Source organism: Idiomarina sp. Sol25, from assembly GCF_033052775.1.
GTDB lineage: Bacteria > Pseudomonadota > Gammaproteobacteria > Enterobacterales > Alteromonadaceae > Idiomarina.
In genome coordinates this window covers 140,282-166,088 of sequence record NZ_JAUPEW010000002.1, presented here as the reverse complement: position 1 = coordinate 166,088, position 25,807 = coordinate 140,282, and the positions used below count along the sequence as shown (strand labels likewise).

Genomic DNA, 25,807 nt, shown 5'->3' with positions numbered 1-25,807 from the left:
ACATCAGAAAACCGGAGCTTTATGACCAACGCAATAGATAAAAAAGTGAACTTGCTCGACCTGAATCGTGAAGGAATCAAAGAGTTCTTTCGTGAGATGGGTGAGAAACCATTTCGTGCTGAACAAGTAATGAAGTGGCTGTATCACTTTTGTGTCGATGACTTTGATGAGATGACGAATCTTAATAAAGCGTTGCGTGAAAAGCTCAAGCAAGTCGCTGAAATACGCGCGCCTGAAGTTCGTGAACAGCAGCAGTCATCGGACGGTACGATTAAGTTCGCAATGACCTTGTTCGACGGCCAGGACGTGGAAACAGTGTGGATCCCCGAGGGTGATCGCGCTACTTTGTGTGTGTCCTCTCAGGTTGGTTGTGCATTAGAGTGTACTTTCTGCTCAACCGGGGCTCAGGGCTTTAACCGTAACCTCAGTGTGGCGGAAATCATCGGCCAGGTATGGCGGGTGAACCAGCTGCTAGGGGCTTATGGAAAAACCGGAATTAAACCCGTAACGAACGTGGTCATGATGGGCATGGGCGAACCTTTGCTTAATTTAAACAATGTTGTTCCGGCAATGGAGTTAATGTTGGATGACCTGGGTTTCGGTTTATCCAAACGCCGCGTTACTTTAAGTACTTCAGGTGTTGTTCCTGCGTTGGAAAAATTGCGCGAACGCATCGATGTGATGTTGGCTATTTCGTTGCACGCACCAGACGATGAGCTGCGCAACGAAATTGTACCTATTAATAAGAAGTACAATATTGAAGAATTTCTGGCATCCAGCCGTCGTTATGTTGAGCAGTCAAAAGCTCAGCGTAAAGTAACGGTAGAGTATGTCATGCTGGACCATGTTAATGATTCAACCGATCAGGCACATGCGCTGGCAAAAACCTTAAAAGATACCCCGAGTAAAATTAACCTTATTCCATTTAATCCTTTCCCGGGTTCGGATTACGGACGCTCTAGTAACTCGCGGATTGACCGTTTTGCCAAAGTACTTATGGAGTACGGTTTGACGGTAATGGTACGTAAAACTCGAGGGGATGATATCGATGCAGCTTGCGGGCAATTAGTGGGCGATGTCATCGATCGTACAAAACGTATATTGAAACGTCAGCAGCAACAGCGTGGTGGAGAGGCAATAGCTGTAAAGACCACGTAAATTTACAGAGTCGCAGGCACAAGGAGTGTGATAATGCGAACCGCTTTATTATTGATAGCCGCAGCGCTATATGGTTGTACCGCTAACCCTGAACAGTCGGTATCTGTGGGTAATGATGTACGGTTGCAGCTTGGACTTGCTTATTTGACGCAGGGCAAATTGAAGCTTGCGTATCCGCATTTGCAAACCGCATTGACGAACAATCCCCGGTCTCTGAATGCCAATCTTGCCCTCGGGCAATGGTATTTAGCGACAAATGACGTTGATTCAGCTTTGTCACTTTACCAACAGACATTATCATGGCAACCTATGAGCGGTGCATTGTACAATAACTATGCGGTTGCACTGTGTGTGGCTGGTGACTGGAAAAAAGCACTCAGGTATTTTGATAAAGTGGCATTGGATCCAGCGTATCCACATCATGCCAGAGCTGAGGCTAATAGAGCCGAATGTTTGGCCCGGCTAAGTCACGACGCAGTTCAACCATAACAGGGAAACCCCTTACAATCATGACTGCTGAAAACGAATCAACACAAGATAATAACAAGCCAGAACCGGAAGCGGCACAAGAAACAAAGCAAAAGCCGAGTAAAAGTCCTGGTGAAATTCTGAGAGAAGCCCGTGAAGCTAAAGGTTTAGAGCAGCGCGAGGTTGCAGACCAGTTGCGTTTGCGAAAGCAGATTATTGAGTTGCTGGAAGCCGATGAGTATTCAACTTTTTCGACGGCAACCTTTATTAAAGGTTATTTACGTTCCTACGCCAAACTGCTTGATTTAGACGATACCGAGCTGTTTGAGGCTTACAAAGCCAGAGGCTATAAAGAAGTTGAAAGCAGCCAGATGCAGAGCTTCTCTAGACGCAAAAAGCATGAAGAAAGTGACAACCGCTTAATGTTAATTACGTATGTGGTTATCATTATTGTTGTTGCTTTGGTTATTTGGTGGTGGCAAGAGCCGGATCTTGGTTTTAGTGAAGGTGAAATCGGCACACAGGAAAGCACAGAAGTTTCCCCGGTAAACACTGATGACAATGCTGATAACGTCGATGATATTGAAATTTCAAATCGGCCGACAGAGCCACAAATTGAGCCGAATGAAGATGAAGCCGTATTAGAGTCTGAAGTTGAAACCGGTGACACGAATGTTGCGGTCGAGTCGGTGCAAGAACCCGTTAGTGAAAGTGGCGAGAATACTAACGAGAATACCAACGAGAATAACGATGAATCGTCGGCCACTAATACCGAGCCCGCGGCTAACGATGTTAGTGATACGCAAGAGTTACCAACTGAAACTGCCGAGCAGACAGATAACCAAACTGAAAGTTCGGTCGAATCAGAAGCTGTTGAACCATCGCCGCAATCAGAAACTGTTTCAGCCAGTCTGGTGCTAGAGTTTAATGAAGAATGCTGGGTTAAAATTGATGATGCTTCAGGTGAAACCCAGGCTGTTGGTGTAAAAGCTGCCGGCTACCGTATGCCGGTTCCGGGCGAAGCCCCTTTTTCAGTAACATTGTGTAAACCTGAAGCGGTTAATCTAAGCTTTAACGGTAACGCTTTCGATATGAGCCAGTTCCGGACTGGGCGTGTTGCACGGTTTACCGTTCCGTCAGAAGAGCAGTAGAGGTCAATTTAAGGTTATGATGCACGAAAATCCAATTAAACGCCGTCCTTCACGCCGCTTATATGTAGGTAATGTGCCTATTGGCGATGGCGCACCGATTGCTGTGCAGTCCATGACAAATACTGAAACAACCGATATAGATGCGACTGTTGCGCAAATAGAAGCTTTGGCTCAGGCCGGTGCGGATATTGTTCGTGTGTCTGTACCCACAATGGAAGCCGCCGAAGCTTTTAAGCAAATAAAGCTGCGCAGCCCGGTACCGCTGGTTACTGACATTCATTTTGATTACCGCATTGCGCTTAAAGTTGCCGAATATGGCGCTGACTGCTTACGTATTAATCCGGGTAATATTGGTCACGAAGACAGAATAAAAGCTGTAGTAGATGCAGCGCGTGAACGTAACATTCCAATTCGTATTGGGGTCAACGGCGGTTCGCTGGAAAAAGACTTACAAGAAAAATATGGAGAGCCGACAGCCGAGGCGTTAGTGGAATCGGCAATGCGCCATGTCAACATTCTCTACAAGCTGGACTTCTACGATTTTAAAGTCAGTGTTAAAGCGTCAGACGTTTTTTTAGCGGTTGAATCCTACCGTTTATTGGCGAAAGAAATTGATCAGCCGCTGCATTTAGGCATTACAGAAGCTGGCGGTAAGCGTAGCGGCGCGGTGAAATCGTCGGTTGGTTTAGGTATGTTGCTGGCCGAGGGGATCGGTGACACGCTGCGGGTTTCGCTCGCGGCTGACCCGGTTGAAGAAATTAAAGTTGGTTTTGATATATTAAAGTCACTGCGTATTCGTGCCCGGGGTATCAACTTTATTGCCTGCCCCAGTTGCTCCAGACAAGAATTCGATGTTATTAACACCGTTAATGCCTTAGAGGAGCGTCTGGAGGATATTACTATTCCAATGGATGTTTCAATAATAGGCTGTGTTGTGAATGGTCCGGGTGAGGCTCTGGTATCGCATGTCGGCCTCGCCGGCGCTAAGAATAAAAGTGGCTTGTACATTGGTGGAGCACGTCAAAAACTCCGACTGGATAACCAGAATTTAGTGGATGAACTGGAAGCCCAAATTCGCGAGCAGGTAAAGTTCATTGAAGCTAATAAAATTGACGTAAAAGAAATTAACGGTTGATTTTACCCGCATCGACAAAGTCCCTATAATACCCGCTTATTTTCTGTATCGATAACCAGACGAGAAGGTTCCGTGGCGAATACAATCCAAGCAATTCGTGGCATGAATGATTTGTTGCCAGAGCAAAGTCCGGCCTGGCAACAGGTTGAAGCAGTAATACGACGTGTTGCTGCAAGCTACGGGTATAGCGAAATCCGTATGCCGGTGCTGGAAAGCACACAACTGTTTAAACGCTCTATTGGTGAAGTTACCGATATTGTCGAAAAAGAAATGTATACCTTTGATGACCGCAATGGTGAAAGCGTGACCTTGCGTCCGGAAGGGACAGCAAGTTGCGTGCGTGCGGGGAATCAGCACGGTCTTTTGTATAATCAAATTCAGCGTTTGTGGTACATGGGGCCTATGTTCCGGTACGAGCGTCCGCAAAAAGGTCGTTATCGTCAGTTTCATCAGTTTGGTATTGAAACCTTTGGTTTAGAAAGCGCCGATGTCGATGCGGAAGTCATTCTGCTTTCGGCCAGATTATGGCGTGAGTTCGGTCTTTCCGATCAGGTAGAGCTGCAGCTGAACTCTCTGGGTTCTAACGAGGCGCGCGCGAATTACCGCGACGCGTTAAAAGCTTACTTGTCTGACTATGAAAGTGAGCTGGATGAAGACAGTAAACGCCGGCTTGAAAGCAATCCGTTGCGTATTCTGGACAGTAAAGATGAGAAGACTCAGAAGATTCTGGAGGGTGCGCCTAGTCTATCCGAATACTGGGATACTGAGTCAAAAGAGCATTTTGAGCAATTGACGGCTCGCCTGGAAGCGGCCGGTATTTCATATACCTTAAACGAACGTTTGGTTCGTGGCCTCGATTATTACAACCGTACCGTGTTTGAATGGGTTACCACCGCTCTGGGCGCTCAGGGTACTGTTTGTGCCGGTGGTCGTTATGACGGACTGGTTGAACAATTAGGCGGTAAGGCTACGCCTGCGGTCGGTTTTGCGATGGGTATGGAACGCCTGGTGCTGTTGCTGCAGGAACAAGGCAAGCTGACCCCAAGACGAGTGGTTGATGCTTACTTAATGCCATTAGGCGACGAAGCGGAACTAAATGCCCCGCGAATTGCCGAACAGCTGAGAAATGAGTTGCCGGAACTGCGCCTGGTAAGCCATTGTGGCGGCGGTTCTATGAAAAAACAAATGAAGAAAGCGGATAAGTCGGGTGCACAAGTGGCACTGATTATCGGCGCGGATGAAATCGATCAGCAACAGGTAACTGTAAAGCCGTTACGCACTGCTGAAGAACAACAAACTCTGGGCTGGCAGGCACTTATTGAGTATCTGCAACCAATGACGAGAGGGTAGTCAGGTGGATGAAGAACAGCAAGTAGAACGTTTAAAAGAGTTCTGGAAAGAGCACGGTAAAGGTATTGTTGCCGGTGTGGTTATTGGCTTTGGCTTGTTTTATGGCTGGCGTTATTATGATCAGCATACGCTGGAAACTCAGCAGCGTGCCTCAGCAAACTACGAGCAACTGACGGCCGAACTCTCTGAAGGTAGCGAAAACGCTGTACTCGAAGCACAGGAGTTTGTCAGCGAGAATCCCGAAAATGTTTACGCGCAATTGGTGGCTTTGCAGTTGGCTCAGCACGCGGTTGAGCGCGCTGACTTAGCAACGGCGGTTACAGCACTGCAGTCGGTTGTTGAGAGCGCCGAAGACGAAAACATGTCGGCTTTAGCCAGTATCCGGTTAGCCCGGGTGTTAATTGCTCAGGAACAGCTTGATGCTGCTTTAAACTTAGTTAAGAAACCGTTGCCGGAAGCTTATTCGGGTTTTGCCGCGGAGCTTGAAGGCGATATTTTGGCCGAGCAGGGTAATACCGAAGAAGCTCGAGCTGCCTACGAACGCGCATTGCAGGCGGGTGAGTCATTGACCCCGGCACTGCAAATGAAACTCAACAGCCTGGTTAAGTCATAATGCAATTGATTAAACGCTTTACCAAAGGCAGTTTGTTATTGACTGCTGCAGTTCTTGTTAGTGGTTGCTCTATTTTCGGCGACGATGATGAAGAGCCTAAATTCGCGGTGCTTCAGCCTATCTCAGAGCAAGTACAACCAAAAGTTTTATGGGATGCCTCTGTCGGAAGCGGTATAGGTGAGCACTTCTCCCGACTGAACCCTGTAGTTGAATATGGCAAGGTTTTCGCCGCCGATCGCAATGGCATCGTCAGTGCTTTTGATAAGTCCACAGGTGAGCGCTTGTGGCGAATTGATTTGCGTCAGCGCATGACATTTGATGAAGCAACCGACGAGGACTGGTTCAGCGGCTTATTTGCAAGTCCTTTTCCCGCTCGCATATCTGGCGGCTTAGTTGCTCGCTACGATCGCATTTTTCTAGGCACTGAAAATGGTGACGTCGTTGCTTTAGATGCTGAAACTGGCGATGTTGTCTGGCATACCGAAGTGAACAACGAAGTCATGTCAGACCCTGCTGTCGGCGAGGGTCGTGTGGTTGTTCATACTGGTGGCGGAAAAGTCATTAGCCTGGACGCTGAAACCGGTGAAGAGCAATGGGAATATGAATATCAGACGCCCATGCTGACAGTGCGTGGGGCATCGGCTCCGGCAATTATCAGTGGCGGTATTGTGGTTGGCGACAGTAACGGCTCTGGTATGGTCCTCATTGCTGACAGTGGACAACAAGCCTGGACTCAGGCTATTGGTAAGCCCAGCGGAAGCACAGAATTGGAGCGTTTAGCTGACGTTGACGCAAGACCCGCTACCCAGGGAACAACGTTATATATGGTCGCCTTTAACGGCGAACTGGTTGCGCTTGAACTCATGAGCGGTGAAGTCCGCTGGAAACGCGATTACAAAGCGTTTGAAAATATGCTGGTGACGAATGGCCGAATTTTCCTAACAGATGTTAAAAGCCACGTTTACTCACTTGACCAGAGCGGTGGTATTGAGCGTTGGAGTAACACTGAGCTGTTTGGTCGTAAGCTGAGTGCACCGGCGTGGCATCGGGGTAACGTTGTGGTTGGTGACTTTGAAGGCTATTTGCATTGGCTGGACAGTGAAACCGGCGACGTCGTCGGCCGTTACGACGTTGGTGGCGATGGAGTCTATGTTGCTCCTGTCGTTGATAACAACGTTATGTATGTACAAACTCGGGACGGTGATATCATCGCACTCGATACTCAATCAGGAAATGAATAAGAGATGTTACCTGTTGTCGCGCTGGTAGGGCGCCCAAATGTGGGGAAATCCACGCTTTTTAATCGTTTAACGCGGACTCGCGATGCATTGGTAGCGGACTTTCCCGGGTTAACCCGGGATCGTAAATACGGTCAGGCAAACTACGACGGTTATCAATTTATTGTTATTGATACCGGTGGTATTCATGGTGATGAAGAAGGCATAGATGAAGAAATGGCAAAGCAATCACTGCTTGCTGTTGATGAAGCCGATGTCGTTCTTTTCATGGTGGATGCGCGTGACGGTGTTACCGTTGGTGATCAGGCTATTGCGAACCATTTGCGTAAGCAAAATAAGAAAGTTTACCTGGTCTGTAACAAAATTGATGGTATTGATGCCCATTCGGCGATGGCCGACTTCTATTCGTTATCTTTAGGCGAGCTTTACGGTATTGCAGCAGCTCACGGCCGAGGGGTTGAGCTGCTACTCGAAACTTGCTTCAAGCCAATAGCGGAAGAATACCCCGATGTTATCGTGCCCAAGGACGTTGAGTCTGAGGAGCTCGAGCACGATGAAATTGACTACGATAAACTGCCACTAAAATTGGCTATTGTCGGTCGCCCGAATGTCGGTAAGTCAACCTTAATCAATCGTATAATGGGTGAAGAGCGGGTTGTCGTTTATGACATGCCGGGCACTACTCGTGACTCCGTGTATATTCCTATGCAACGGAACGAACGAGAATACGTTTTGATTGATACCGCTGGAGTCCGTCGTCGCGGACGTATTGGTGAGGCTATCGAGAAATTCTCGGTGGTGAAAACCCTGCAGGCAATTGAAGACGCAAACGTTGTCCTTATTGTGGTTGATGCGCGTGAAACCATCAGTGACCAGGATCTCAACTTAATTGGTTTTGCATTAAATGCCGGTCGCTCAATTGTTATTGCGGTGAACAAGTGGGATGGTTTGCAAAACGACCACAAAGAAGAGATAAAGCGTGAGCTGGATCGTCGCTTAGGTTTCGTCGACTTTGCTCGCTTGCATTTTATCTCCGCACTGCATGGTACGGGTGTTGGGCATTTATTTGAGTCGGTTGAAGAGGCTTATGCCAGCGCAACGCAGCGAATTAGTACCTCTAAGCTCACCAAAATAATGGAAATGGCGCAGGAAGAACATCAGCCGCCACTGGTTAGTGGCCGTCGGGTGAAACTTAAATATGCGCACGCAGGTGGCTATAATCCACCGCGTATTATTATTCATGGTAACCAGGTAAAAGACTTACCGGGAGCTTATCAGCGCTATTTAATTAACTACTTCCGGAAGTCTCTGGGCGTTATGGGTACGCCAATAAAAGTAGAATTCCGTGAACCGGTTAACCCGTATGAAGGTAAGAAAAACCAGCTGACTTTGTCACAGCAGCGAAAACGCAGACGCTTGATGAAATTCCTGAAGAAGAAAAAGTAGTTTTAAACGAGAAAGCCTGCTAACTGAGCAGGCTTTTCTTTATCTATTAATGAAAATCTGAAGGAGTAAAGCGGTACTCGGTCAGGCAATAATCACAGGTCATCATAATTTCGCCTTCCTCGGCTAAAATTTCCTGAATTTCTTCCGGGCTTACTGAAGCCAGTGCCTCTAATGTACGTTCACGAGAGCAGCCACAAACAAAGCTGACTTCCTGTGACGGGTACAGATGCACTTGCTCTTCATGATAAAGACGATGCAATAGCTCTTCTGCTGGTAGGGTAAAAATTTCTTTAGCAGTAATGGTATCGGTTAAGGTCGCCAGATGCTCGAATCCGGTTAAGTCCATTCCTGTTGCCGGCAGGCGTTGTAATAGCATTCCGGCAGCATGCTCTCCATCGGCGTGCAGCCATACCCGGGTGTGCAACTGTTCTGACTGTTCAAAATAGTCTTCCAGCATAGCTGCAATTGAATCGGCACTGGCGCCGACAACGCCCTGATAACGCTCACCCGTGTTAGGCGTCAGGGTTATAATGAGCTGACCTTTGCCTATCATTGATTGCAAATCGGTGCTGTCAATTTCGGATCTTAACCGAGCTATGCCTCGAAGCTCTTGGTTATGATTGCCATTAACCGCAATAAAGTTAAGTGGTCCATCGCCCTGAAGTTGCACTGCAATATGACCTTCAAATTTTAAAGTGGCAGTTAACAGCGATACGGCAGCCATCATTTGCCCAAGCAACTCCTGAACCGGCGCTGGGTAGTCGTGGCCACGGATCAAGGTTTGATAACTGCTGGTCAACTGAACGAGTTCACCTCGCACATCGTGCTCTTCAAAGGTGTAGCGTGACAATTGATCAGTTGGGTATTCCATGGGCACTCCTGTTTATCGACAACGAGCGGTTTATTCACCGCTGTCTTTCATTCTGATAAGCTGACGGCGCTGTTTCTTATCTGGCCGTCCATCCGGGTGCGGATTATACAACGCATTAAGCTTTCTTGCTTCCGCATTTTTTTCGCGCTTTTCTATACTCTCAGGCGTTTCTCTGTATAGCAATTGTGCCTCACTGGCACCGCGGCGTTGCTCACTTAACTCCAGGACTTCAACTTCTTTTGTATCGAAGCCCTGACGCAAAGTGATAAAAGCGCCAACCTGCACAACCTTAGAAGGCTTGCTACGTTGCCCGTCATAATGTACTTTGCCTGACTGAATCATCTGTCGGGCAAGTGCCCTGGTTTTGTAGAATCTTGCTGCCCACAGCCATTTATCCAGACGGATGGGACTTTCTTTTCGAGTCTTTGTCATAAAACCGCAACGAATTCGTTATAAACTTTGTGTTAATCGATTGTTGACTCATGTCGCCTGCGCTAGAATGCATGAATCGCCTTTTGTCAGTGTAACAAGAATAAGAATAAAGTGACTGCCCGACTCCAACAAATATTTAAAGATACTCAAATGTGGCGCCGCTTAATGCAAGCGCTAACGGCTTTCGCATGGTTTTTGGTTGCGGTATTGCTGGCCCGGTTTACCTGGTCACTGATTAACCCGGCTGAGCCCGGCGGCAGTGCGGTCTTACCTAAAGTGACGGTTGACTCAGCTGCAACCAACAGCATGAACTTAGAGACCTTAACTGAGCTGAACCTTTTTGGAACAGCAGAGCGGGGGAACCGTTCTGATAGCGTTCAAAACGCGCCCAAAACATCATTAAATGTCCGTCTGATAGGCGTATCTGCCAGTTCTAACCCGGAGCGTTCTGCGGCTATTATTCAGCAAGGCAGCAAGCAACAAACCTACATTATTGGTGAGAGCCTGGGCAGTTCTTCAGTGACGGTGGAAGAAATTCATGCCGATCGCGTTATTCTTGATAATAACGGCCGGTTAGAAACACTGAAAATGGAAGACATTGGCGAAGACAGACCGGCATTGTCTCTAGTTATAGATGACTCAGATAACGGTGGTACGCTGGTACCTGTCGATAGTGACGAAGGCGCTCCCGTTGATAATGCAGCTGTTGAACGGCAATTGGCACAAGTTGCTGATAATCCATCGTCGTTACTTGATTACGTGAATATTTCGCCAGTACAAGCGAATGGCGAACTAAAAGGATACAAACTGAATTCAGGCAAGAATCCGGAGTTATTCCGGGATGCAGGATTTCAGAACGGTGACTTGGCAGTGGCTATTAACGGCTATGATCTGACCGACATGGAGCAGGCGATGCTTGCTAGTCAGGAACTGTCGGAACAAGAACAGGTCAGCATAGAAATTGAGCGCGACGGTGAACGGATGGAACTGTCGTTTGAGCTACCGGTAAAACAGGATAATTGATATGACAGTGGCAAAAAGTGGCTTAAAAGCATGGTTAGGAGCTCTCGGTTTAGCATTAACAATGATGAGTTCGCCATTAAGCAGCGAAGAGTATGCCGCCAGCTTTAAAAATACTGATATTAACGAGTTTATTCAGGTTGTCGGTCGAAATTTAGGAAAAACCATCATTATTGACCCTAACGTGCGCGGCAAAATTGACGTGCGCAGCTACGATGTGATGGATGAAGAGCAATACTACCAGTTTTTCCTGAATGTTCTTGAGGTCTACGGATTCGCCACCGTTGAAATGGAGTCCGGCGTCCTGAAAGTGATTCGTGATAAAGACGCAAAAACCTCCTCCCTACCTGTGCTCGACAGAGACACCAGAGGCTCAGGCGATACTATGGTGACCCGAGTGGTGCCGGTAGAAAACGTATCGGTACGTGAACTTGCGCCGCTGCTACGTCAGTTAAACGATCAAAGTGGCGGCGGGATGGTGGTCAGCTATGATCCATCTAATGTGATTATGATGACGGGCCGCTCTGAAACTGTGCAACGGCTGGTAGAAATTATTGAACGAGTTGATCAGGCCGGTGACCAGGACGTTGACATGATCAGCCTTGAATACGCATCTGCAAGTGAAATTGTTCGTATTGCTCAGTCTTTATATGAAAAAAATAATGAAGGCGTACCGGCATTATTGATTCCTAAAATTGTTGCGGATGAACGCAGTAATAGCGTTATTGTTAGCGGCGAACCACGTGCTAGAGCCAGAGTCGTTAAGCTGATTAAACAGCTGGATCAAGATTTAATAACTGAAGGTAATACCCGGGTTTTCTATCTTAAGTATGCAAAAGCGCCTGAAGTTGTAGACGTATTGAAAGATGTTAGCCGTTCCATCCAAGCCGAAGTTGAGCAGCAATCAGGAACTGCCAATAATAACCAACGCCGGCGTAGCGGAGGCGATGAAACGGTCAGTATCAGCCCGCATGAACCAACAAACTCGGTGGTCATTACTGCTCAAAAAGATATGCTGGCGTCGCTGGAAAAAGTGATTCGGGACTTAGACATTCGTCGTGCTCAGGTTCAGGTTGAGGCTATTATTGTCGAGATTATGGAAGGCGACAACGTCAACTTTGGGGTGCAGTGGATTAGCGAAGATGGCGGTATGGTGCAGTATAATAATGGTAACCAGGTACCCATTGGCAGTTTAGCCGCCGGTGCTTATCAGGCCCGCGATCGTGAAGGTAGTACAGTATACAGGGAGGATGGAACTCTATTAACAGAGAATCCCGATGAACCTGGTGATATTTCTTTACTAGCGAACTTACTTGGTTCGGTCAACGGCATGATGTTTGGCACTATTCAAGATGACTGGGCAGCGGTAGTACAGGCGGTTACACAGGATACTCGTTCAAACATTCTGGCGACGCCAAGTATTGTTACCGTAGATAACGAAGAAGCAAGTTTTCTGGTCGGTCAAGAAGTTCCAACTATTAGTGGCTCTACTACGGGTGATAACAACGACAACCCGTTCCAGACAGTTGACCGCACCGAGATAGGTATTAAGTTAAAGGTAACACCTCAAATTAACGAGGGGGACGCCGTGCAAATGACGATAGAACAGGAAGTTTCCAGTTTAAGCGGCGCTACTGCAGTTGACGTTATTATCAATAAACGTGAGCTGAAAACCACGGTTATGGCTGACGATGGCGAGACCATTGTACTGGGCGGTCTGATTGATGAAGACGTGCAGGAGTCGGTCTCTAAAGTGCCGTTATTAGGCGACATACCAATTTTAGGTAAATTATTCAGCTCTACTTCAACCTCTAAGCAAAAGCGCAACCTGATGGTCTTTATTCGTCCGACTATAGTCCGTGATGGTAACCGCATGCGCGAATTAAGCTCGGCAAAATACAATTATATGCGGGCGCTGCAGTTAGATGAACGTTCGCGTGGAATTTCACTCATGCCGTCTGAGGAATCGCCGCTGCTTAACGACTGGGACAGCGAGCTGACGTTACCGCCGGGCTTTGACGAATACCTGGAAAAACAGGGTAGTGAGAAGAGTGGCGAGAATAGAGGCGAGCAAAATGCAGAGCAGCAAGATGACTGAAGCCAGTGCTATTGCAACAGCTCGCCTTCCCTTCAGCTTTGCAAAACGTTTTGGCGTGGTGGTAGAGCAGGGTGAACCGTTAATTTTACATTGCCGTGCCGGTATTTCGGCTGCTGCGTTGAAAGAAGTGAGGCGCGCGCTGGGCCAACCGGTCACTCTTCAGGAGCATGCCGCAAGCGACTTTGAAAGCTTGTTAACCCGTGCTTACCAACGAGACTCATCAGAAGCTCAGCAGTTAATGGAAGACATTGGTAACGAGTCCGACTTATTCTCTCTGGCAGATGAGTTGCCGCAGACCGAAGACCTGCTGGAAAGCGAAGATGACGCACCGATAATTAAGCTGATTAACGCCATGCTGAGCGAGGCGATAAAAGAAGGTGCCTCAGATATTCATATTGAGACCTTTGAGAAAGCTTTGCTCATACGTTTTCGTATAGACGGCGTTTTGCGTGAAGTTTTACGACCAAACCGTAAGTTATCATCGCTGCTGGTGTCCCGCATAAAAGTTATGGCGCAGCTGGATATTGCCGAAAAGCGTGTCCCGCAGGATGGTCGTATTTCCTTGCTTATTGCTGGGCGAGCGGTGGATGTACGGGTCTCAACTATGCCTTCGAACCATGGTGAGCGGGTGGTATTGCGTTTGCTGGATAAAAACAACGCAAGGCTGAACCTGACCGAGTTGGGAATGACGGACGCTAATCGGAAAATTTTTCAGGAACTGATTTACAAGCCCCATGGCATTATTCTGGTAACTGGCCCCACGGGCTCAGGTAAAAGTACGACGTTGTATGCCGGGCTTAGCGAAATTAATTCTAAAGACCGTAATATTCTGACCGTCGAAGACCCGATAGAATACGCCATTGATGGTATTGGGCAGACTCAGGTTAACCCTCGGGTGGATATGACCTTCGCCCGCGGCTTACGCGCTATTTTGCGACAGGACCCGGACGTAGTAATGGTTGGTGAGATACGTGACGTAGAGACCGCGCAAATTGCTGTGCAAGCGTCGTTAACCGGTCATCTGGTCTTGTCTACATTGCACACTAACACTGCTGCCGGTGCCATTACTCGTCTGGAAGACATGGGCGTAGAACCTTTCCTGTTGTCATCGAGCTTATTAGCGGTGCTGTCGCAGCGTCTGGTGCGGACACTCTGTAGCGAATGTAAGCAGCCGCACCAGCCGGATGACGAAGAAAAGAATATGCTGGGGCTGGATGCTGCAGATACCAGTGTGATTTATCGTGCAGGGAGTTGTGAACGGTGCAACCATACCGGTTACCGCGGGCGTACCGGTATTCACGAGCTGCTGCTGGTGGATGACCATGTACGTGAGTTAGTCCATAACGGTCACGGTGAACAGTCTATTGAGAAGTATATTCGGCAGTCGACGCCCGGTATTCGCCAGGACGGCTTAGCAAAAGTACTGAAAGGCAAAACAACGCTGGAAGAAGTGCTGCGGGTTACCCGCGAGGAGTAGAGGGTGGCAGCATTTGAATACCAAGCCGTTGAAGCTAATGGCAGAAAGAAAAAAGGCGTACTGGAAGCCGATACTGAGCGACAGGTACGTCAGTTATTGCGTGAAAAAGGCTTAATGCCTTTAACCATTGAGCCGGCAGCTGATCAAGACAGAAAGAAAACGTTGCAGCCTCGATTTGGGCTTCCGCAGCGTAAGGTTAAAGCACAGGACTTAGCGCTAATTACCCGTCAGTTATCTACCTTAGTAGGCTCGGCACTGCCGATTGAACAGGCATTGTTAGCGGTTGCCGACCAGACCGAAAAGCCACGTCTGAAGAAATTACTGATGTCGGTACGCAGTAAAGTGGTTGAAGGTTACGGCCTTGCTGAAGCGATGTCAGAGTTTCCCGGTGTTTTTGATTCTTTATATACCGCCATGGTGGCTGCCGGGGAAAAGTCCGGTCATTTAGATACGGTACTGGATGAGCTGGCAAACTACACTGAGCAACGTCAGCACATGAAAAGTCAGTTGACTCAGGCGCTTATTTATCCGCTTATGCTGACTTTGGTTGCCATTGGCATTGTGGTTTTTCTGTTGGTTTCCATTGTGCCGCAAATAGTCGATAACTTTTCAACCATGGGCCAGGACTTGCCGCCAACCACTTTGGCTATGATAGCCATTAGTGAGTTTTTGCAAAATTGGGGGCTGTGGTTACTGATTGGTATTGTTCTGGTACTGGTGGCTTTTGATCAGTGGTTAAGAAATGAAAAAAACCGCCTGAAATATCATCGCAGGCTGTTAAAACTTCCCATGCTGGGTAAGGTCATAAGAGGGGTGAGTACTGCTCGTTTTGCCCGGACTTTAAGTATACTGACTTCCTCAGCGGTACCCTTGCTTGACGGATTGCGCATTACCTCGTCGGTCATTGGTAATTTGGCCATACGTCAGGCGGTAGATGAAGCGGCCGGACGCGTTCGTGAAGGCGCGTCAATGCGCGGTGCGTTGCAGGAAACGGGGTTGTTTCCACCAATGATGCTGCACATGATAGCAGCAGGTGAAAAGTCCGGTGAACTGGAGCAAATGTTAAAACGCTCGGCCGATAATCAGGATAAAGAATTTGAAAACCTGGTGTCGGTTAGTTTAAAAGTATTTGAGCCGGTGCTGATAGTGACGATGGCAGGTATCGTCTTCTTTATTGTGCTGTCTATCATTCAACCCATTTTACAATTAAATAATAGTGTAGGGCTTTAGCTATGAGACGTAATCAACAAGGTTTTTCATTGGTCGAAGTAATGGTGGTTATTGCCATTATCGGTATTTTGGCGACTATGGTGTTGCCTAATGTCCTGGGTAATCAGGAAAAGGCTAACGAGCAAAAAGTGATAGCCGATATTGTCGCTTTAGAAAACGCATTGGCTCAGTATCACTTAGATAACGGGATGTTCCCAACGACTGAGCAGGGGCTTGAAGCTTTAGTCAATGAACCGAACATGGATCCTCAGCCACGCAGCTATCGCAGCGGTGGTTATATTCGTCGTTTACCGCAGGACCCTTACGGCAATGACTATTTACTCCTGAACCCGGGGCAGTACGATGATGTTGATATTTTTTCTCCAGGCCCAGACGGTCAGCCCGGAACGGATGATGATTTTGGCAACTGGATGATTGGCAACAACGACCGTGATCAATAAGCGTTGTTCATTTGGTTTTACTTTAATTGAAGTGATGCTGGTGATGGCCATTCTTGGTCTCATCGCCAGCGCTGTCATGTTTACACTGCCCGGCGGTGAACGGGGGCAGGACTCTCCTCAAAATGCGGCCGTGAGTTTACGCCAACAACTAAACTATGCCCGCGAATACGCTATGGTTCGACAACAACCTCTCGGCTTAAAGTTTCAAGAAGATGGCTATCGTTTCTTATTCTGGAAAGATGAGCAATGGCGTGAAGAAAATGCTCGGGGTTTGCGAGCTCAGGAAACAGAATGGCCGCTGCGTTGGCAGTTTACCAGCCGGGGCCTGAAGATATTGGAACAAAACGAATCGCTGAGTAGCGGGTTGTTTGCTGAGGAAAGTGACGAAGAAAATATCATTCCCGATATTCTGATTCTACCCAGCGGTGAAATGACATTGTTTGAAGTGCATATTGAGCATTTAAATGACCCAGATGCCGAGCGTTGGCTTATTGCTGAAAACAGCTGGCGAGTTAATATTTCTGCCGAGGCTCCGAAGTAACTATGCGACGGGTGCGCGGCTTTACCTTAATTGAAGTGATGGTAGCTTTGTCGGTGTTCAGTCTGGCGGCACTGGCCGCATTGCAGGCGGCAAGCGGGCATCTGACCGGGCTAAGCGCATTACAGGACAAAACCTTTGCGCAGTACGTAGCTTCTAATCGTTTGGCAGAATTGTCACTTGAGAAACAGTGGCCACTTAAAGATAAACGGAGCGGCCAGCAGGAGCAGGCCGATGTTACCTGGTACTGGCAGCAACAGGTGGTTGAAACGGTAACGCCGAATGTTGTTGCAGTAACGGTGAAAGTGATGAAAAACGAGGACGGCCGCGAACACTTTCGGTTAACCCGTTATGTACGTAAGCCAGATTCAGCAGGGAGGGCCAATAATGGGCGCTAACCCCGCAAGCAAAGGTTTTACTTTAGTCGAAGTGCTGGTGACCATGGTGATATTTGCCATTATCGGTATTGCCAGCTTTCAGGTTCTGAACCAGATGGTCAATACCGAAGAGCAATCTCAAAAACAGCGTGAACAGCTGGAGCGTTTGCAGTTCAGCCAGTTGCTGATGCAGCAGGATATTCGGCAAATGGTTGCTAAACCAACGCGACCATCTGGTGTAAAGGTTACTCATCAGTATTTGAGCAATGACCCGGGCTACTTTGATTCTGATGGCGGTGTACTGGCTTTTGTCAGAAGCGGTTTTGATAACCCCGGTAACATGATGCCCCGCAGCGAGTTACAACCGGTAGTTTATCGGTTATGGGACGGGAATTTGCAGCGAGTAACCGAGACCTTCGTGAACGATCGCTCCTCAGAGCCATCCGTTCAGACCTTATTAGAAGGCGTTGACGAGTTGTCTTTTCGATTTTACCGCAGTGATGACGTGAGTAATGCGAATCGGGGGTTAGAACAAGGCTGGAGCGATAACTGGGAAAGCGAAGGTGATTTACCTCAGGCCGTTGAAGTGACCATTGGTAGCAAAAACTTTGGCACCATCAGGCGCGTGTTTTTGATAGCCGGAGTAGGGCGGGAAGTGGAAAGTAACGGCGGAGAGCTGCAACGTGCCAATTAGCCCGGGTAAGTCATCACAAGCCGGGGCGGCACTTATAACCGTCTTGCTGGTTATTGCTATTGTCTCGGTTATTGCCGTGAATTTAGGCGGAAAGCTGCAGCTGCAAATAACCCGAATGGGTAATTTGCAGCAAGCTGAACAAAGCTACTGGATGTGGTTAAGCGCAGAAGATGTTTTAAAAGAAGTGTTGCAAACTGAGCTGGAAGAAAACGATGGGGTTGCGCACAAAGAACAAAACTGGGCTCAGCGAAGCGGACCTTTTCCGGTAGAAGGTGGACAGATTGCCGCAAAAGTCAGGGATTTATACAGCTGCTTTAATCTCAATAGCCTGGTTGCGGATGCTGAAGACCCCGGAACTCTGGAGAAACGCAAACGACAATACAAAGCGCTGCTGGAAGCGCTGGAAATTGATAACTATCAGGCCGAGATTTTAACCGACAGTCTGATAGACTGGCTGGATGAAGACAGTCAGTTGTCCGGCAGTAATGGTGCCGAAGACCCGGATTACGAGAGTTTACCTAAGCCTTACTTGGCCGCAAACAGCCAACTCCTTGATATGAGCGAGCTAAGAATGGTGCGTGGGTACAGCGCTAAAATTGTCAATACTCTAAACTCTGTTGCTTGCGTTATTCCAAATGAGACAGATTTAAAAATTAATATTAATACTCTGGAACAAGATCAGGCTGCGGTTTTAACCGGGGTTACCGAAGGTAAGTTAGCACTTGCTGATGCTACGGCTTTGCTGAATAATCGGCCGCCTCAAGGCTACGAATCCGATGAGGAACTCGCTGACTTAGCGGAGCTTTCGGGAGTGCGATCGGAATTAGAAGGTGAATTGTCGGAATTGACCGTGAGTAGTGAGTATTTTCAGCTGGTTGCGATGATTCAGTGGGGCGAAGTAGAAATGAGAGCGCGCTCGGTATTACATTTAAACGAAGGTCGAGTACAAACCTTGTACCGGGCGATGGGAGATTAGTTTATGCATGAAACACTGATTCTGCGGTTACCAGCTTATGGTAGCGACGAACCCATACCCTGGTTGGTCTGGCACAAAGGACAGCAAGAATTAATCGCCAGTGGAGAGCTGAGCTCGGTAGCAGAGCTTGTTCAGTTAAAAGACAAAGCCAACCGTTGCGACGTCATTGTAGCCTTGCCCGGGCAAGATGTTTCGATGACTAAAGTGACCTTGCCTGCAGGCACAAAAAGGCATCTGCAGCGTATAATTCCTTATGCTCTGGAAGAAGAGCTGGCAAGTGATATTGAGCAGTTGCATTTTGCCTGGCCAGACGTAAAAGGCACAGAGCTGCCGGTTGCCGTGGTCGCTAAAGAACGAATGAATCATTGGCTGCAGGTATTAACCGAAGCCGGTATTGATTCCGCTGCCTGGGTACCCGACTGTTTTCTGTTGCCGCATCAGAACGATACCTGGCAGGCCATAGAGCTTGCGGACAGTGTTATTGTCAGAACCGGTGAATGGCAGGGCTTTACCATAGAAAAAGAGCAGTTTGCCCAGTTAGCTCCAGCTTTTGCTGCTGAACAGGACAATCCAACAGAAATTATTCACTATGGCGCGCTAAACTGGCCGCAATCGCCAGCACCTTTAACGTCTGCTGATATTGAAGTGCCCTTTACTATCGCGGTGCAAAGTATCGCGACAGGAAAACGTATTAATTTAAGGCAGGGAGCTTATCGCTCACAACGCGCAAAACGTTCAGTTGATTTACCCTGGAAGGGGCTGGCTACTGCTGCGAGTGTACTCTTTGTTTTGGCCGTATTGTTAAACGGCGTACGCTATTGGCAACTGGAGTCTCAGCGAGAGACTTTAAAAGCTCAGGCTGAGCAACTCTATCGCGACGCCTTTCCCGGTCAGACTCGTATTGTGAATTTAAAAGTGCAGTTGCAACGGCAACTGGAAAGTCTCGGGCTGGGTAGTGCGGATGAAGCTTCGGTGCTTGCGGTTTTGCAGCAACTGGCTCCTGCGTTTAAGTCGCAGCCTGAGCTGCAGCTTGAGTTACTTCGTTTTCAGAATAATGAGTTGCGCTTACAAGCAACCGCCAGCAGCTTTTCTCAATTTGAGGCCTTTCAACAGGCGGCGAAAGCCGAAGGGTTAGCAGTTGAAGCGGGCTCAATGAGTAATCGTGGTGAGCAAGTTTCGGGGTCTTTAACCGTGCAACTCAATGACCAGGGGGCGCAGTCATGAACAGAATTACTCGTCAGTTAACGCCTTATCTGGATTTAGGTAAGCAGCGCTGGAACCAGTTTAACCAACGCGAGCAGAGCCTGTTAGCTGTTTTGGCAGGCGTGCTGTTTATTGCTTTTTTGTACTTTGTCATTTGGCAGCCCAGCTCTCAGGCGGTTGCTAATGCTGAACGCCAGCTTGTGGCTCAACAACAGCAATATCAATGGGTTCAGCAGGCAATAGCGCGCTATAAAAAACTGGAAGAGAATAGCTCTCAGCAACAAAGTGCATCGGGCTCTGTCAGTCAACGCATCAACCGTGCTGCAGCGGCACAGGACATTCAAATTGCGCGTTTGCAGCCTCAGGGACAGGAGTATCTGTTAAGTGTTGATGAGGTGGCTTTTTCCGATTTATTAAGCTTTTTAGCCGAACTGGAGCAACGTCAGGGGTTGGCACTAAAAGCCGTTGATATTGCAAAGTTAAACACACCAGGTCAGGTGCGATTACGTAAACTATTAGTAAGAGAGGCTTCATGAACTTAAAACGCTGGATACCCTGGTTAGTGGTCGTGTATCTGGTTGCCATGCTGGTGATGTTACCGGCAAGGGTCATTTACTGGTTTCCTTTACCGGATAACATCCGGCTCTCTCAAGTCAGCGGGAGTTTGTGGAATGGTGTTGCCGGGCAGGTTGCAGTTGACGACATCGTACTGACTAATCTTAGCTGGAACTGGCAGGTGTCTTCGGTATTTCTGGGCGAGCTGGTCATGGATGTCAACTTGCCGGCAAAGAATAATCCCTTTGCGCTGAATGGGCGTTTGCTGGCGGGGTCCACCAAAGTTGGAGCCAAAGATATAACGGCCAGTGGCGATGTCAATGCTCTGCTGCAGTTGGCAAACACTCGGCTGCCCTTAAAAACCGGAGGGAACTGGCGTTTGTCATTAGACAGCTTTGTCGTTACTGCGCCGGGGCCGGTACGTTGGTGCGACGATCTGAAAGGTGAAGCTCGGGGCGAGCAAATTCGAGTGTTGGTTAAAAATCAATGGCAATCGCTGGGAGACTTTCCGGTAGAACTTAGCTGTAATGACAATAATTCAGTGGGTTTGGCCATGCATGGTAGCAACAGTTTAGGGTTGGATTTTAAAGGCAGCATCAACAGTCAGAATTTTAATGCTGAAGGAACGGTTAAACCGACTCCGGAAACACCTGAAGGGCTGGCCAAAATGATGGAATACATGGGAGCGCCGGATTCGCGCGGGCGTTATTCCTTTCGTCTTTGATCTCCCTTGCGGGCAAAAACGTTTATGATTACTGTAGCAATAAGACCTTAATTAAAATCTCTCGCGGAATAAGGAATTTGTATGGATAACATCGTTCAGTGGATTAACGACAATCAGGACATGCTGATCGGTTTTTCGATTAAATTTATTATCGCCATTGCGATACTTATCATCGGTAAAATCGTTGCTAACACTGTGACAGGTGTGATGACTAAAAGCATGAAAAAACGCGAAGTTGACGGTGCCGTTATCAGCTTTGTTGGTGCAATTTTAAAAACGGTGATATTCATTGCCGCTATTATGATGGCGCTGTCGCATGTGGGCGTTGAAACGACCTCTTTCATTGCCATCTTAGGTGCTGCAGGCTTGGCAATTGGTCTGGCATTGCAGGGGTCCCTGTCTAATATTGCATCGGGTGTTCTGCTTATTATGTTCCGCCCAATTCGTGCGGGTGAATACGTTGATGCGGGTGGTGTTTCAGGAACCGTTGAGCAAATTAATATCTTTCAGACCATTATGAAAACCCCTGATCGTAAGGTGGTTTTTGTGCCTAACTCTGAAGTTATTGGTGGTCCTATTGTTAACTATAACCGTGAAGAACTGCGTCGTATCGACCTGGTTATTGGAGTTAGCTACAGTGCGAACTTACAGCAAACGAAGAAAGCATTGATGGATGTGATTACCAGCGACGAGCGTGTACTGAAAGACCCTGAGCCGGTAGTAACGGTGACCAACCTTGGCGATTCGTCGGTCGACTTTAATGTTCGTCCGTGGACGAAAAATGAGGACTACTGGCCGACTCGTTGGGATTTATTAGAGCGTATTAAAGACCGTCTGGATGAAGAGGGTATTGGCATTCCCTTTCCTCAAATGGACGTTCACCTAAAAAAAGACGACTAACTTATTGTTGTTCGAAAAAAGGCCACTTTAAAACAGTGGCCTTTTTTGTGGGAGGTTAAGCGAGTGCCTGAAAGATATCGGCAATAATATCTTGCGCATTTTCAATGCCAATACATAAACGAATGGCTTCTGGCTGCACTCCAACCGAGGCCTGTTCAGCAGCGGAAAGTTGGCGGTGAGTTGTCGAAGCGGGGTGGCATGCCAGCGACTTTGCATCGCCAATATTGACCAGCCGCTTAAACAGCTCTAACTTATCGTAAAACGCGACGCCAGCATCGTAGCCGCCCTTAACACCAAAGGTTAACAGCGACGCAGGAACTCCGTTTTTTATATACTTTTTCGCTCGCTCGTAGTCAGTGTGCTCCGGCAATGCGGCAAAGTTCACCCAATCTACGTTTGGATGCGACTGTAAGTATTCAGCCACTTTCAATGCGTTTTCGCAGTGGCGCTCAATGCGAAGAGGTAAAGTTTCTAAACCCTGCAGTAACAGGAAGGCGTTAAAAGGTGACAAGCAAGCACCGGTATTACGCAAAGCGACAGTACGAACGCGGGCTATGAAAGCCGCCGGACCAAAAGCGTCGGTATAGACTACGCCGTGGTAAGCCGGTTCCGGTGAGCTGAACTGAGGGAAGCGTTGTTTTTGCTTAGCCCAGTCAAACCGTCCGCTATCGACTATTAATCCACCAACCGAATTGCCATGACCTCCAATATATTTGGTCAGTGAATGCACCACAATGTCAGCGCCAAAATCAATGGGTTTGCAAAGTATCGGTGTCGCAACCGTGTTGTCCACGACCAGCGGAACTCCGTGTTGGTGGGCGACTTCAGCATAGCCTTCTAAATCGGCGATGTTTCCCGCCGGATTGCCAGTACTCTCGCAGAATACCGCCTTAGTTTTATCGTCTATCAGTTTGCCAATGTCTTCTGCTTTATCTGATTCGGCAAAACGAACCTCAATGCCAAATGAAGGCAACATGTGCTGGAACAGTGTGTAGGTTCCGCCGTAGAGTTGTGGTGTCGTCACTATGTTATCGCCTTGACGGGCAAGGGTAATTAATGCGTATTCAATGGCTGCCATGCCTGAGGCTACAGCAAGCGCGGCTACACCGTGTTCCAGTTCTGCAACACGTTTTTCCAGAACATCGTTAGTCGGATTCATAATGCGCGAGTAAATATTTCCCTCAACCGCCAAATCAAACAGATCAGCGCCGTGCTGAGCGTTATCAAACTCGTAAGAAACGGTTTGGTAGATGGGTGTAGCGACTGACTTAGTCGTTGGGTCAGTTTCATAGCCATGGTGTATGGCCAGTGTTTCGTCTTTCATACGGACTCCAGTTCAGATTCAGTTAAAAAATGCGTTAAAGCCGATTGGTATTGTTCAACATTCTTGATAAACCCGTCGTGACCGAACGGCGTTTCAATAGTGACCCGCCCGAATGGGTTTGGAAGCGAGCCTTCCAGTTCATTAACCAGACTGGGCGGCGCAATGGCGTCGTTGTTAAAGTCGACTAACTGCACTTTTGCCTGCACGAAGGTTGGGTCAATGGCGTAGTCGTTGAGTATCGGTGTAAGGTGCGTAAATAAGCTGCGGCAACCATTGCCGTTTTGCTTCAAGAGCTTTTCGCCTTGATACAGTAAATACTCAAAGGCATCGTCCGCTTGATTAAAACGTTGTTCGAATTCTTCGGCGGTACGGTAACTCAGCATTGCCAGCGCGCGTGCCAGAATAATGCCGGACTGTTTATCATCGCAGCGCTGAATGAGCGCCTGCTGAAAGTAGCGTAGTAGAGCGGAATGTACAGACGGTTTATGAGCGGCCCCAATAGCACCTAAGTGTGACAATTCAGCTGGATGGTTAGCGGCATATTGAAGTCCCAGCACACCGCCAAAAGACCCCCCTATCCATGCCTGTAGGTTGTCGGTTTCCTGTTTAAGCGCGTGTCGTATGGCTTCACTGTGTTGCCGTATTGTTAAAGGCACCGACGGACACTCTGAGCCTCCTAGTCCTCCGGGGTAGTCGAAGCTGATGACTTGCACGTCATCCCGCTCAGAAAAGAGCGGGTGCAGTGACTGCCACCAACCACTTTCATCAGCTTTCCAGATTTGGCCACTGGCACTTATCCCGCCCTGAACGACAACGACCGGCTTATCAGGATCGCCATAACGATAACCTTTAAGGCGCGCGAACGGAGTATCGGCATAAAAACTGCGGGCAACTGGCTTAACCATAGCTAACCTCAATATTCTGAGTGAGGTTTTGACTGTAATAAATAGATATTAGGACGTCAAGACATTTAGACGTCTAAATTAAGTGGGTTTATTTCGCTGCCAGCGGAATATGGTATGATTTATTTTTCATTTCGAAACAAGAGTGATGCCCATGGTGTATTCGGTCAGTCAGTTAAATACTGAGATTCGACAGCTGTTAGAGCAGGGCTTTGGTCAAGTAAGCTTGGTTGGAGAAATCTCAAATTTTGCCGCGCCGGGGTCAGGGCACTGGTATTTCACTCTAAAAGACGAGCGGGCACAGGTTCGTTGCGCCATGTTCCGCAATGCAAATCAGCGTGCAAAGGTTCGGCCGCAAAATGGCATGCAGGTACTGGTAAGAGCCAAAGTTACTGTTTACGAGCCGCGGGGTGACTACCAGCTGATTATTGAGCAGGTTGAAGATGCCGGTCAGGGGCTTTTACAGCAGCGTTATGAGCAACTCAAAGAGAAACTGTCAGCCGAAGGATTATTTGCCCCGGAACGTAAGCGCTTACTACCCGATCACATTCGAAAAGTAGGCGTACTGACCTCTCCCACTGGCGCTGCTATCAAAGACATTCTGGCGGTGATGAAACGCCGGGACCCCGGCGTGGAAGTGGTTATTTATCCGAGTGCGGTACAGGGAGAGGCCGCCGTTCCGCAATTGCAGGCCATGCTAAAAACGGCGTTTGAACGTAACGAAGTAGATGTCCTGTTAGTCAGCCGTGGTGGTGGTTCTCTGGAAGACTTGTGGTGTTTTAACGATGAGACTTTTGCACGTCTTTTGGCAACAGCGCCCATGCCAACGATTAGCGCTGTCGGACATGAAATTGACTTTACTATTGCCGACTTCGTCGCCGATGTCCGCGCTCCGACACCTTCCGCAGCCGCTGAGTTAGTTACCAGAGATCAACAACAACAACAGCAAAAAGCGCAGGCATTGCAACAACGTTTAGGTTTGGCGCAGCAAAGATTGTTGCAGCGTTTACAGCAGCGTTGGCAATTTTTGCAAACCCGGCTGCAACAGCAGCATCCTCAACGACAGTTGCAACAACAGTCGCAGTTAGCCGATGAACTGCAAGCCAGAGCTAACCGGGCTTTACAGAACCGCCTGGCGCGACAGAAGCAGCAAGTGTCTTATTTACACGGCCGCCTGCAGGCAATGCATCCGCAAAAAGAGTTACAGCGTTTGCAGCAAAAACTCCAGACGCAGCAGCAACGATTACCGCAGGTTATGCAACGAGTTATAAAAGACAAACGAACTCAGCAGCAACAGTTGATGCAGGCTCTGAACCTTGTCAGCCCGTTGAACACTCTGGAGAGGGGCTACGCTATTGTCCGCACCGAAAACGGCGAGGTGGTTCGTAGCGAGAAGCAAGTGGCTGTGGGTGAATCAATGGAAGTTCGTCTGGCTGACGGGAATATTACCGTTAAACGGCAATGATTCTGAGGCTATTGTCATATTC

General features: G+C 48.2%; 26 protein-coding genes. 22 read left to right on the top strand and 4 right to left on the bottom strand.

Annotation, left to right across the window (positions count from 1 at the left end):
• Positions 1-21 precede the first annotated feature (21 nt).
• From Q5L94_RS04860 to der, 8 genes are all read left to right on the top strand, one after another.
• Complete coding sequence (locus Q5L94_RS04860; protein WP_317497327.1) at positions 22-1,158, top strand: bifunctional tRNA (adenosine(37)-C2)-methyltransferase TrmG/ribosomal RNA large subunit methyltransferase RlmN; 1,137 nt, start codon at positions 22-24, stop codon at positions 1,156-1,158.
• Positions 1,159-1,191: 33 nt separating this feature from the next.
• The gene (locus tag Q5L94_RS04855) at positions 1,192-1,647 is read left to right on the top strand and encodes a tetratricopeptide repeat protein (protein WP_317497326.1); all 456 of its coding nucleotides are present in this window, start codon (positions 1,192-1,194) and stop codon (positions 1,645-1,647) included.
• A 20-nt stretch (positions 1,648-1,667) separates the two neighbouring features.
• Positions 1,668-2,777 carry a RodZ domain-containing protein gene (locus tag Q5L94_RS04850; protein ID WP_317497325.1) on the top strand — a complete coding sequence of 370 codons (1,110 nt, stop codon included), beginning with the start codon at positions 1,668-1,670 and terminating at the stop codon, positions 2,775-2,777.
• A gap of 16 nt (positions 2,778-2,793) precedes the next feature.
• On the top strand, positions 2,794-3,912 hold the full coding sequence (gene ispG, locus Q5L94_RS04845; protein ID WP_317497324.1) for a flavodoxin-dependent (E)-4-hydroxy-3-methylbut-2-enyl-diphosphate synthase: 1,119 nt from the start codon (positions 2,794-2,796) through the stop codon (positions 3,910-3,912).
• A gap of 72 nt (positions 3,913-3,984) precedes the next feature.
• A complete protein-coding gene (gene hisS / locus Q5L94_RS04840) occupies positions 3,985-5,262 on the top strand; it encodes a histidine--tRNA ligase (protein ID WP_317497323.1) in 1,278 nt (425 codons plus the stop codon).
• A 4-nt stretch (positions 5,263-5,266) separates the two neighbouring features.
• Positions 5,267-5,875, top strand: a complete 609-nt coding sequence (locus tag Q5L94_RS04835; protein ID WP_317497322.1) for a tetratricopeptide repeat protein — start codon at positions 5,267-5,269, stop codon at positions 5,873-5,875.
• The gene (gene bamB / locus Q5L94_RS04830; protein WP_317497321.1) at positions 5,875-7,116 is read left to right on the top strand and encodes an outer membrane protein assembly factor BamB; all 1,242 of its coding nucleotides are present in this window, start codon (positions 5,875-5,877) and stop codon (positions 7,114-7,116) included. The genes Q5L94_RS04835 and bamB overlap by 1 nt, the downstream gene beginning before the upstream one ends.
• A 3-nt stretch (positions 7,117-7,119) precedes the next feature.
• Positions 7,120-8,559: a ribosome biogenesis GTPase Der gene (gene der, locus Q5L94_RS04825; protein WP_317497320.1), complete on the top strand. Its 1,440-nt coding sequence runs from the start codon at positions 7,120-7,122 to the stop codon at positions 8,557-8,559.
• A 46-nt stretch (positions 8,560-8,605) separates the two neighbouring features.
• Here der and hslO read toward each other — a convergent pair whose 3' ends face one another.
• On the bottom strand, positions 8,606-9,430 hold the full coding sequence (gene hslO / locus Q5L94_RS04820) for an Hsp33 family molecular chaperone HslO (RefSeq protein ID WP_317497319.1): 825 nt from the start codon (positions 9,428-9,430) through the stop codon (positions 8,606-8,608).
• A gap of 30 nt (positions 9,431-9,460) precedes the next feature.
• Positions 9,461-9,862: a ribosome-associated heat shock protein Hsp15 gene (gene hslR / locus Q5L94_RS04815; protein ID WP_317497318.1), complete on the bottom strand. Its 402-nt coding sequence runs from the start codon at positions 9,860-9,862 to the stop codon at positions 9,461-9,463.
• Between the two features lie 150 nt (positions 9,863-10,012).
• On the opposite strand from hslR, the gene gspC reads away from it, so the two are divergent.
• The 13 genes from gspC to Q5L94_RS04750 all read left to right on the top strand — a co-directional run bounded on the left by gspC (position 10,013) and on the right by Q5L94_RS04750 (position 22,094).
• Positions 10,013-10,885 carry a type II secretion system protein GspC gene (gene gspC / locus Q5L94_RS04810; protein WP_317497317.1) on the top strand — a complete coding sequence of 291 codons (873 nt, stop codon included), beginning with the start codon at positions 10,013-10,015 and terminating at the stop codon, positions 10,883-10,885.
• A 1-nt stretch (position 10,886) separates the two neighbouring features.
• A complete protein-coding gene (gene gspD, locus Q5L94_RS04805) occupies positions 10,887-12,980 on the top strand; it encodes a type II secretion system secretin GspD (RefSeq protein WP_317497316.1) in 2,094 nt (697 codons plus the stop codon).
• Positions 12,973-14,457 carry a type II secretion system ATPase GspE gene (gene gspE / locus Q5L94_RS04800; protein WP_317497522.1) on the top strand — a complete coding sequence of 495 codons (1,485 nt, stop codon included), beginning with the start codon at positions 12,973-12,975 and terminating at the stop codon, positions 14,455-14,457. The genes gspD and gspE overlap by 8 nt, the downstream gene beginning before the upstream one ends.
• A 3-nt stretch (positions 14,458-14,460) precedes the next feature.
• Positions 14,461-15,687 (top strand): type II secretion system inner membrane protein GspF, encoded by a 1,227-nt coding sequence (gspF, locus tag Q5L94_RS04795; protein ID WP_317497315.1) that lies wholly within the window; start codon positions 14,461-14,463, stop codon positions 15,685-15,687.
• A gap of 2 nt (positions 15,688-15,689) precedes the next feature.
• Positions 15,690-16,127 carry a type II secretion system major pseudopilin GspG gene (gene gspG / locus Q5L94_RS04790; protein WP_317497314.1) on the top strand — a complete coding sequence of 146 codons (438 nt, stop codon included), beginning with the start codon at positions 15,690-15,692 and terminating at the stop codon, positions 16,125-16,127.
• Positions 16,102-16,668 carry a type II secretion system minor pseudopilin GspH gene (gspH, locus tag Q5L94_RS04785; RefSeq protein WP_317497313.1) on the top strand — a complete coding sequence of 189 codons (567 nt, stop codon included), beginning with the start codon at positions 16,102-16,104 and terminating at the stop codon, positions 16,666-16,668. The genes gspG and gspH overlap by 26 nt, the downstream gene beginning before the upstream one ends.
• Positions 16,669-16,670: 2 nt before the next feature.
• Positions 16,671-17,063, top strand: coding sequence for a type II secretion system minor pseudopilin GspI (gene gspI / locus Q5L94_RS04780; RefSeq protein ID WP_317497312.1), 393 nt, complete (start codon positions 16,671-16,673; stop codon positions 17,061-17,063).
• Entirely contained in the window at positions 17,053-17,736 is a 684-nt protein-coding gene (gspJ, locus tag Q5L94_RS04775; RefSeq protein ID WP_317497311.1) for a type II secretion system minor pseudopilin GspJ, read from the top strand. The genes gspI and gspJ overlap by 11 nt, the downstream gene beginning before the upstream one ends.
• Entirely contained in the window at positions 17,726-18,712 is a 987-nt protein-coding gene (gene gspK / locus Q5L94_RS04770; protein ID WP_317497310.1) for a type II secretion system minor pseudopilin GspK, read from the top strand. The genes gspJ and gspK overlap by 11 nt, the downstream gene beginning before the upstream one ends.
• A gap of 3 nt (positions 18,713-18,715) precedes the next feature.
• A complete protein-coding gene (gspL, locus tag Q5L94_RS04765; RefSeq protein ID WP_317497309.1) occupies positions 18,716-19,936 on the top strand; it encodes a type II secretion system protein GspL in 1,221 nt (406 codons plus the stop codon).
• Positions 19,933-20,451, top strand: coding sequence for a type II secretion system protein M (locus Q5L94_RS04760; RefSeq protein WP_317497308.1), 519 nt, complete (start codon positions 19,933-19,935; stop codon positions 20,449-20,451). The genes gspL and Q5L94_RS04760 overlap by 4 nt, the downstream gene beginning before the upstream one ends.
• Positions 20,448-21,194, top strand: a complete 747-nt coding sequence (locus Q5L94_RS04755) for a type II secretion system protein N (RefSeq protein WP_317497307.1) — start codon at positions 20,448-20,450, stop codon at positions 21,192-21,194. Before Q5L94_RS04760 ends, Q5L94_RS04755 begins: the two co-directional genes overlap by 4 nt.
• A gap of 81 nt (positions 21,195-21,275) precedes the next feature.
• Positions 21,276-22,094, top strand: coding sequence for a mechanosensitive ion channel domain-containing protein (locus tag Q5L94_RS04750; RefSeq protein ID WP_317497306.1), 819 nt, complete (start codon positions 21,276-21,278; stop codon positions 22,092-22,094).
• Positions 22,095-22,149: 55 nt separating this feature from the next.
• Here Q5L94_RS04750 and Q5L94_RS04745 read toward each other — a convergent pair whose 3' ends face one another.
• Positions 22,150-23,418, bottom strand: a complete 1,269-nt coding sequence (locus Q5L94_RS04745; protein ID WP_317497305.1) for an O-acetylhomoserine aminocarboxypropyltransferase/cysteine synthase — start codon at positions 23,416-23,418, stop codon at positions 22,150-22,152.
• On the bottom strand, positions 23,415-24,323 hold the full coding sequence (locus Q5L94_RS04740) for an alpha/beta fold hydrolase (RefSeq protein WP_317497304.1): 909 nt from the start codon (positions 24,321-24,323) through the stop codon (positions 23,415-23,417). Before Q5L94_RS04740 ends, Q5L94_RS04745 begins: the two co-directional genes overlap by 4 nt.
• A gap of 151 nt (positions 24,324-24,474) precedes the next feature.
• On the opposite strand from Q5L94_RS04740, the gene xseA reads away from it, so the two are divergent.
• Positions 24,475-25,785 (top strand): exodeoxyribonuclease VII large subunit, encoded by a 1,311-nt coding sequence (gene xseA, locus Q5L94_RS04735; protein ID WP_317497303.1) that lies wholly within the window; start codon positions 24,475-24,477, stop codon positions 25,783-25,785.
• Positions 25,786-25,807: the final 22 nt, after the last annotated feature.

Excerpts from the sequence above, each read along its gene's own strand:
- Q5L94_RS04860 (WP_317497327.1), top strand. The coding sequence starts at position 22 with ATGACCAACGCAATAGATAAAAAAGTGAACTTGCTCGACCTGAATCGT.
- Q5L94_RS04855 (WP_317497326.1), top strand. The coding sequence starts at position 1,192 with ATGCGAACCGCTTTATTATTGATAGCCGCAGCGCTATATGGTTGTACC.
- Q5L94_RS04850 (WP_317497325.1), top strand. The coding sequence starts at position 1,668 with ATGACTGCTGAAAACGAATCAACACAAGATAATAACAAGCCAGAACCG.
- ispG (WP_317497324.1), top strand. The coding sequence starts at position 2,794 with ATGATGCACGAAAATCCAATTAAACGCCGTCCTTCACGCCGCTTATAT.
- bamB (WP_317497321.1), top strand. The coding sequence starts at position 5,875 with ATGCAATTGATTAAACGCTTTACCAAAGGCAGTTTGTTATTGACTGCT.
- der (WP_317497320.1), top strand. The coding sequence starts at position 7,120 with ATGTTACCTGTTGTCGCGCTGGTAGGGCGCCCAAATGTGGGGAAATCC.
- hslO (WP_317497319.1), bottom strand. The coding sequence starts at position 9,430 with ATGGAATACCCAACTGATCAATTGTCACGCTACACCTTTGAAGAGCAC.
- hslR (WP_317497318.1), bottom strand. The coding sequence starts at position 9,862 with ATGACAAAGACTCGAAAAGAAAGTCCCATCCGTCTGGATAAATGGCTG.
- gspC (WP_317497317.1), top strand. The coding sequence starts at position 10,013 with ATGTGGCGCCGCTTAATGCAAGCGCTAACGGCTTTCGCATGGTTTTTG.
- gspD (WP_317497316.1), top strand. The coding sequence starts at position 10,887 with ATGACAGTGGCAAAAAGTGGCTTAAAAGCATGGTTAGGAGCTCTCGGT.
- gspE (WP_317497522.1), top strand. The coding sequence starts at position 12,973 with ATGACTGAAGCCAGTGCTATTGCAACAGCTCGCCTTCCCTTCAGCTTT.
- gspG (WP_317497314.1), top strand. The coding sequence starts at position 15,690 with ATGAGACGTAATCAACAAGGTTTTTCATTGGTCGAAGTAATGGTGGTT.
- gspI (WP_317497312.1), top strand. The coding sequence starts at position 16,671 with ATGCGACGGGTGCGCGGCTTTACCTTAATTGAAGTGATGGTAGCTTTG.
- gspJ (WP_317497311.1), top strand. The coding sequence starts at position 17,053 with ATGGGCGCTAACCCCGCAAGCAAAGGTTTTACTTTAGTCGAAGTGCTG.
- gspL (WP_317497309.1), top strand. The coding sequence starts at position 18,716 with ATGCATGAAACACTGATTCTGCGGTTACCAGCTTATGGTAGCGACGAA.
- Q5L94_RS04760 (WP_317497308.1), top strand. The coding sequence starts at position 19,933 with ATGAACAGAATTACTCGTCAGTTAACGCCTTATCTGGATTTAGGTAAG.
- Q5L94_RS04755 (WP_317497307.1), top strand. The coding sequence starts at position 20,448 with ATGAACTTAAAACGCTGGATACCCTGGTTAGTGGTCGTGTATCTGGTT.
- Q5L94_RS04750 (WP_317497306.1), top strand. The coding sequence starts at position 21,276 with ATGGATAACATCGTTCAGTGGATTAACGACAATCAGGACATGCTGATC.
- Q5L94_RS04745 (WP_317497305.1), bottom strand. The coding sequence starts at position 23,418 with ATGAAAGACGAAACACTGGCCATACACCATGGCTATGAAACTGACCCA.
- Q5L94_RS04740 (WP_317497304.1), bottom strand. The coding sequence starts at position 24,323 with ATGGTTAAGCCAGTTGCCCGCAGTTTTTATGCCGATACTCCGTTCGCG.
- xseA (WP_317497303.1), top strand. The coding sequence starts at position 24,475 with ATGGTGTATTCGGTCAGTCAGTTAAATACTGAGATTCGACAGCTGTTA.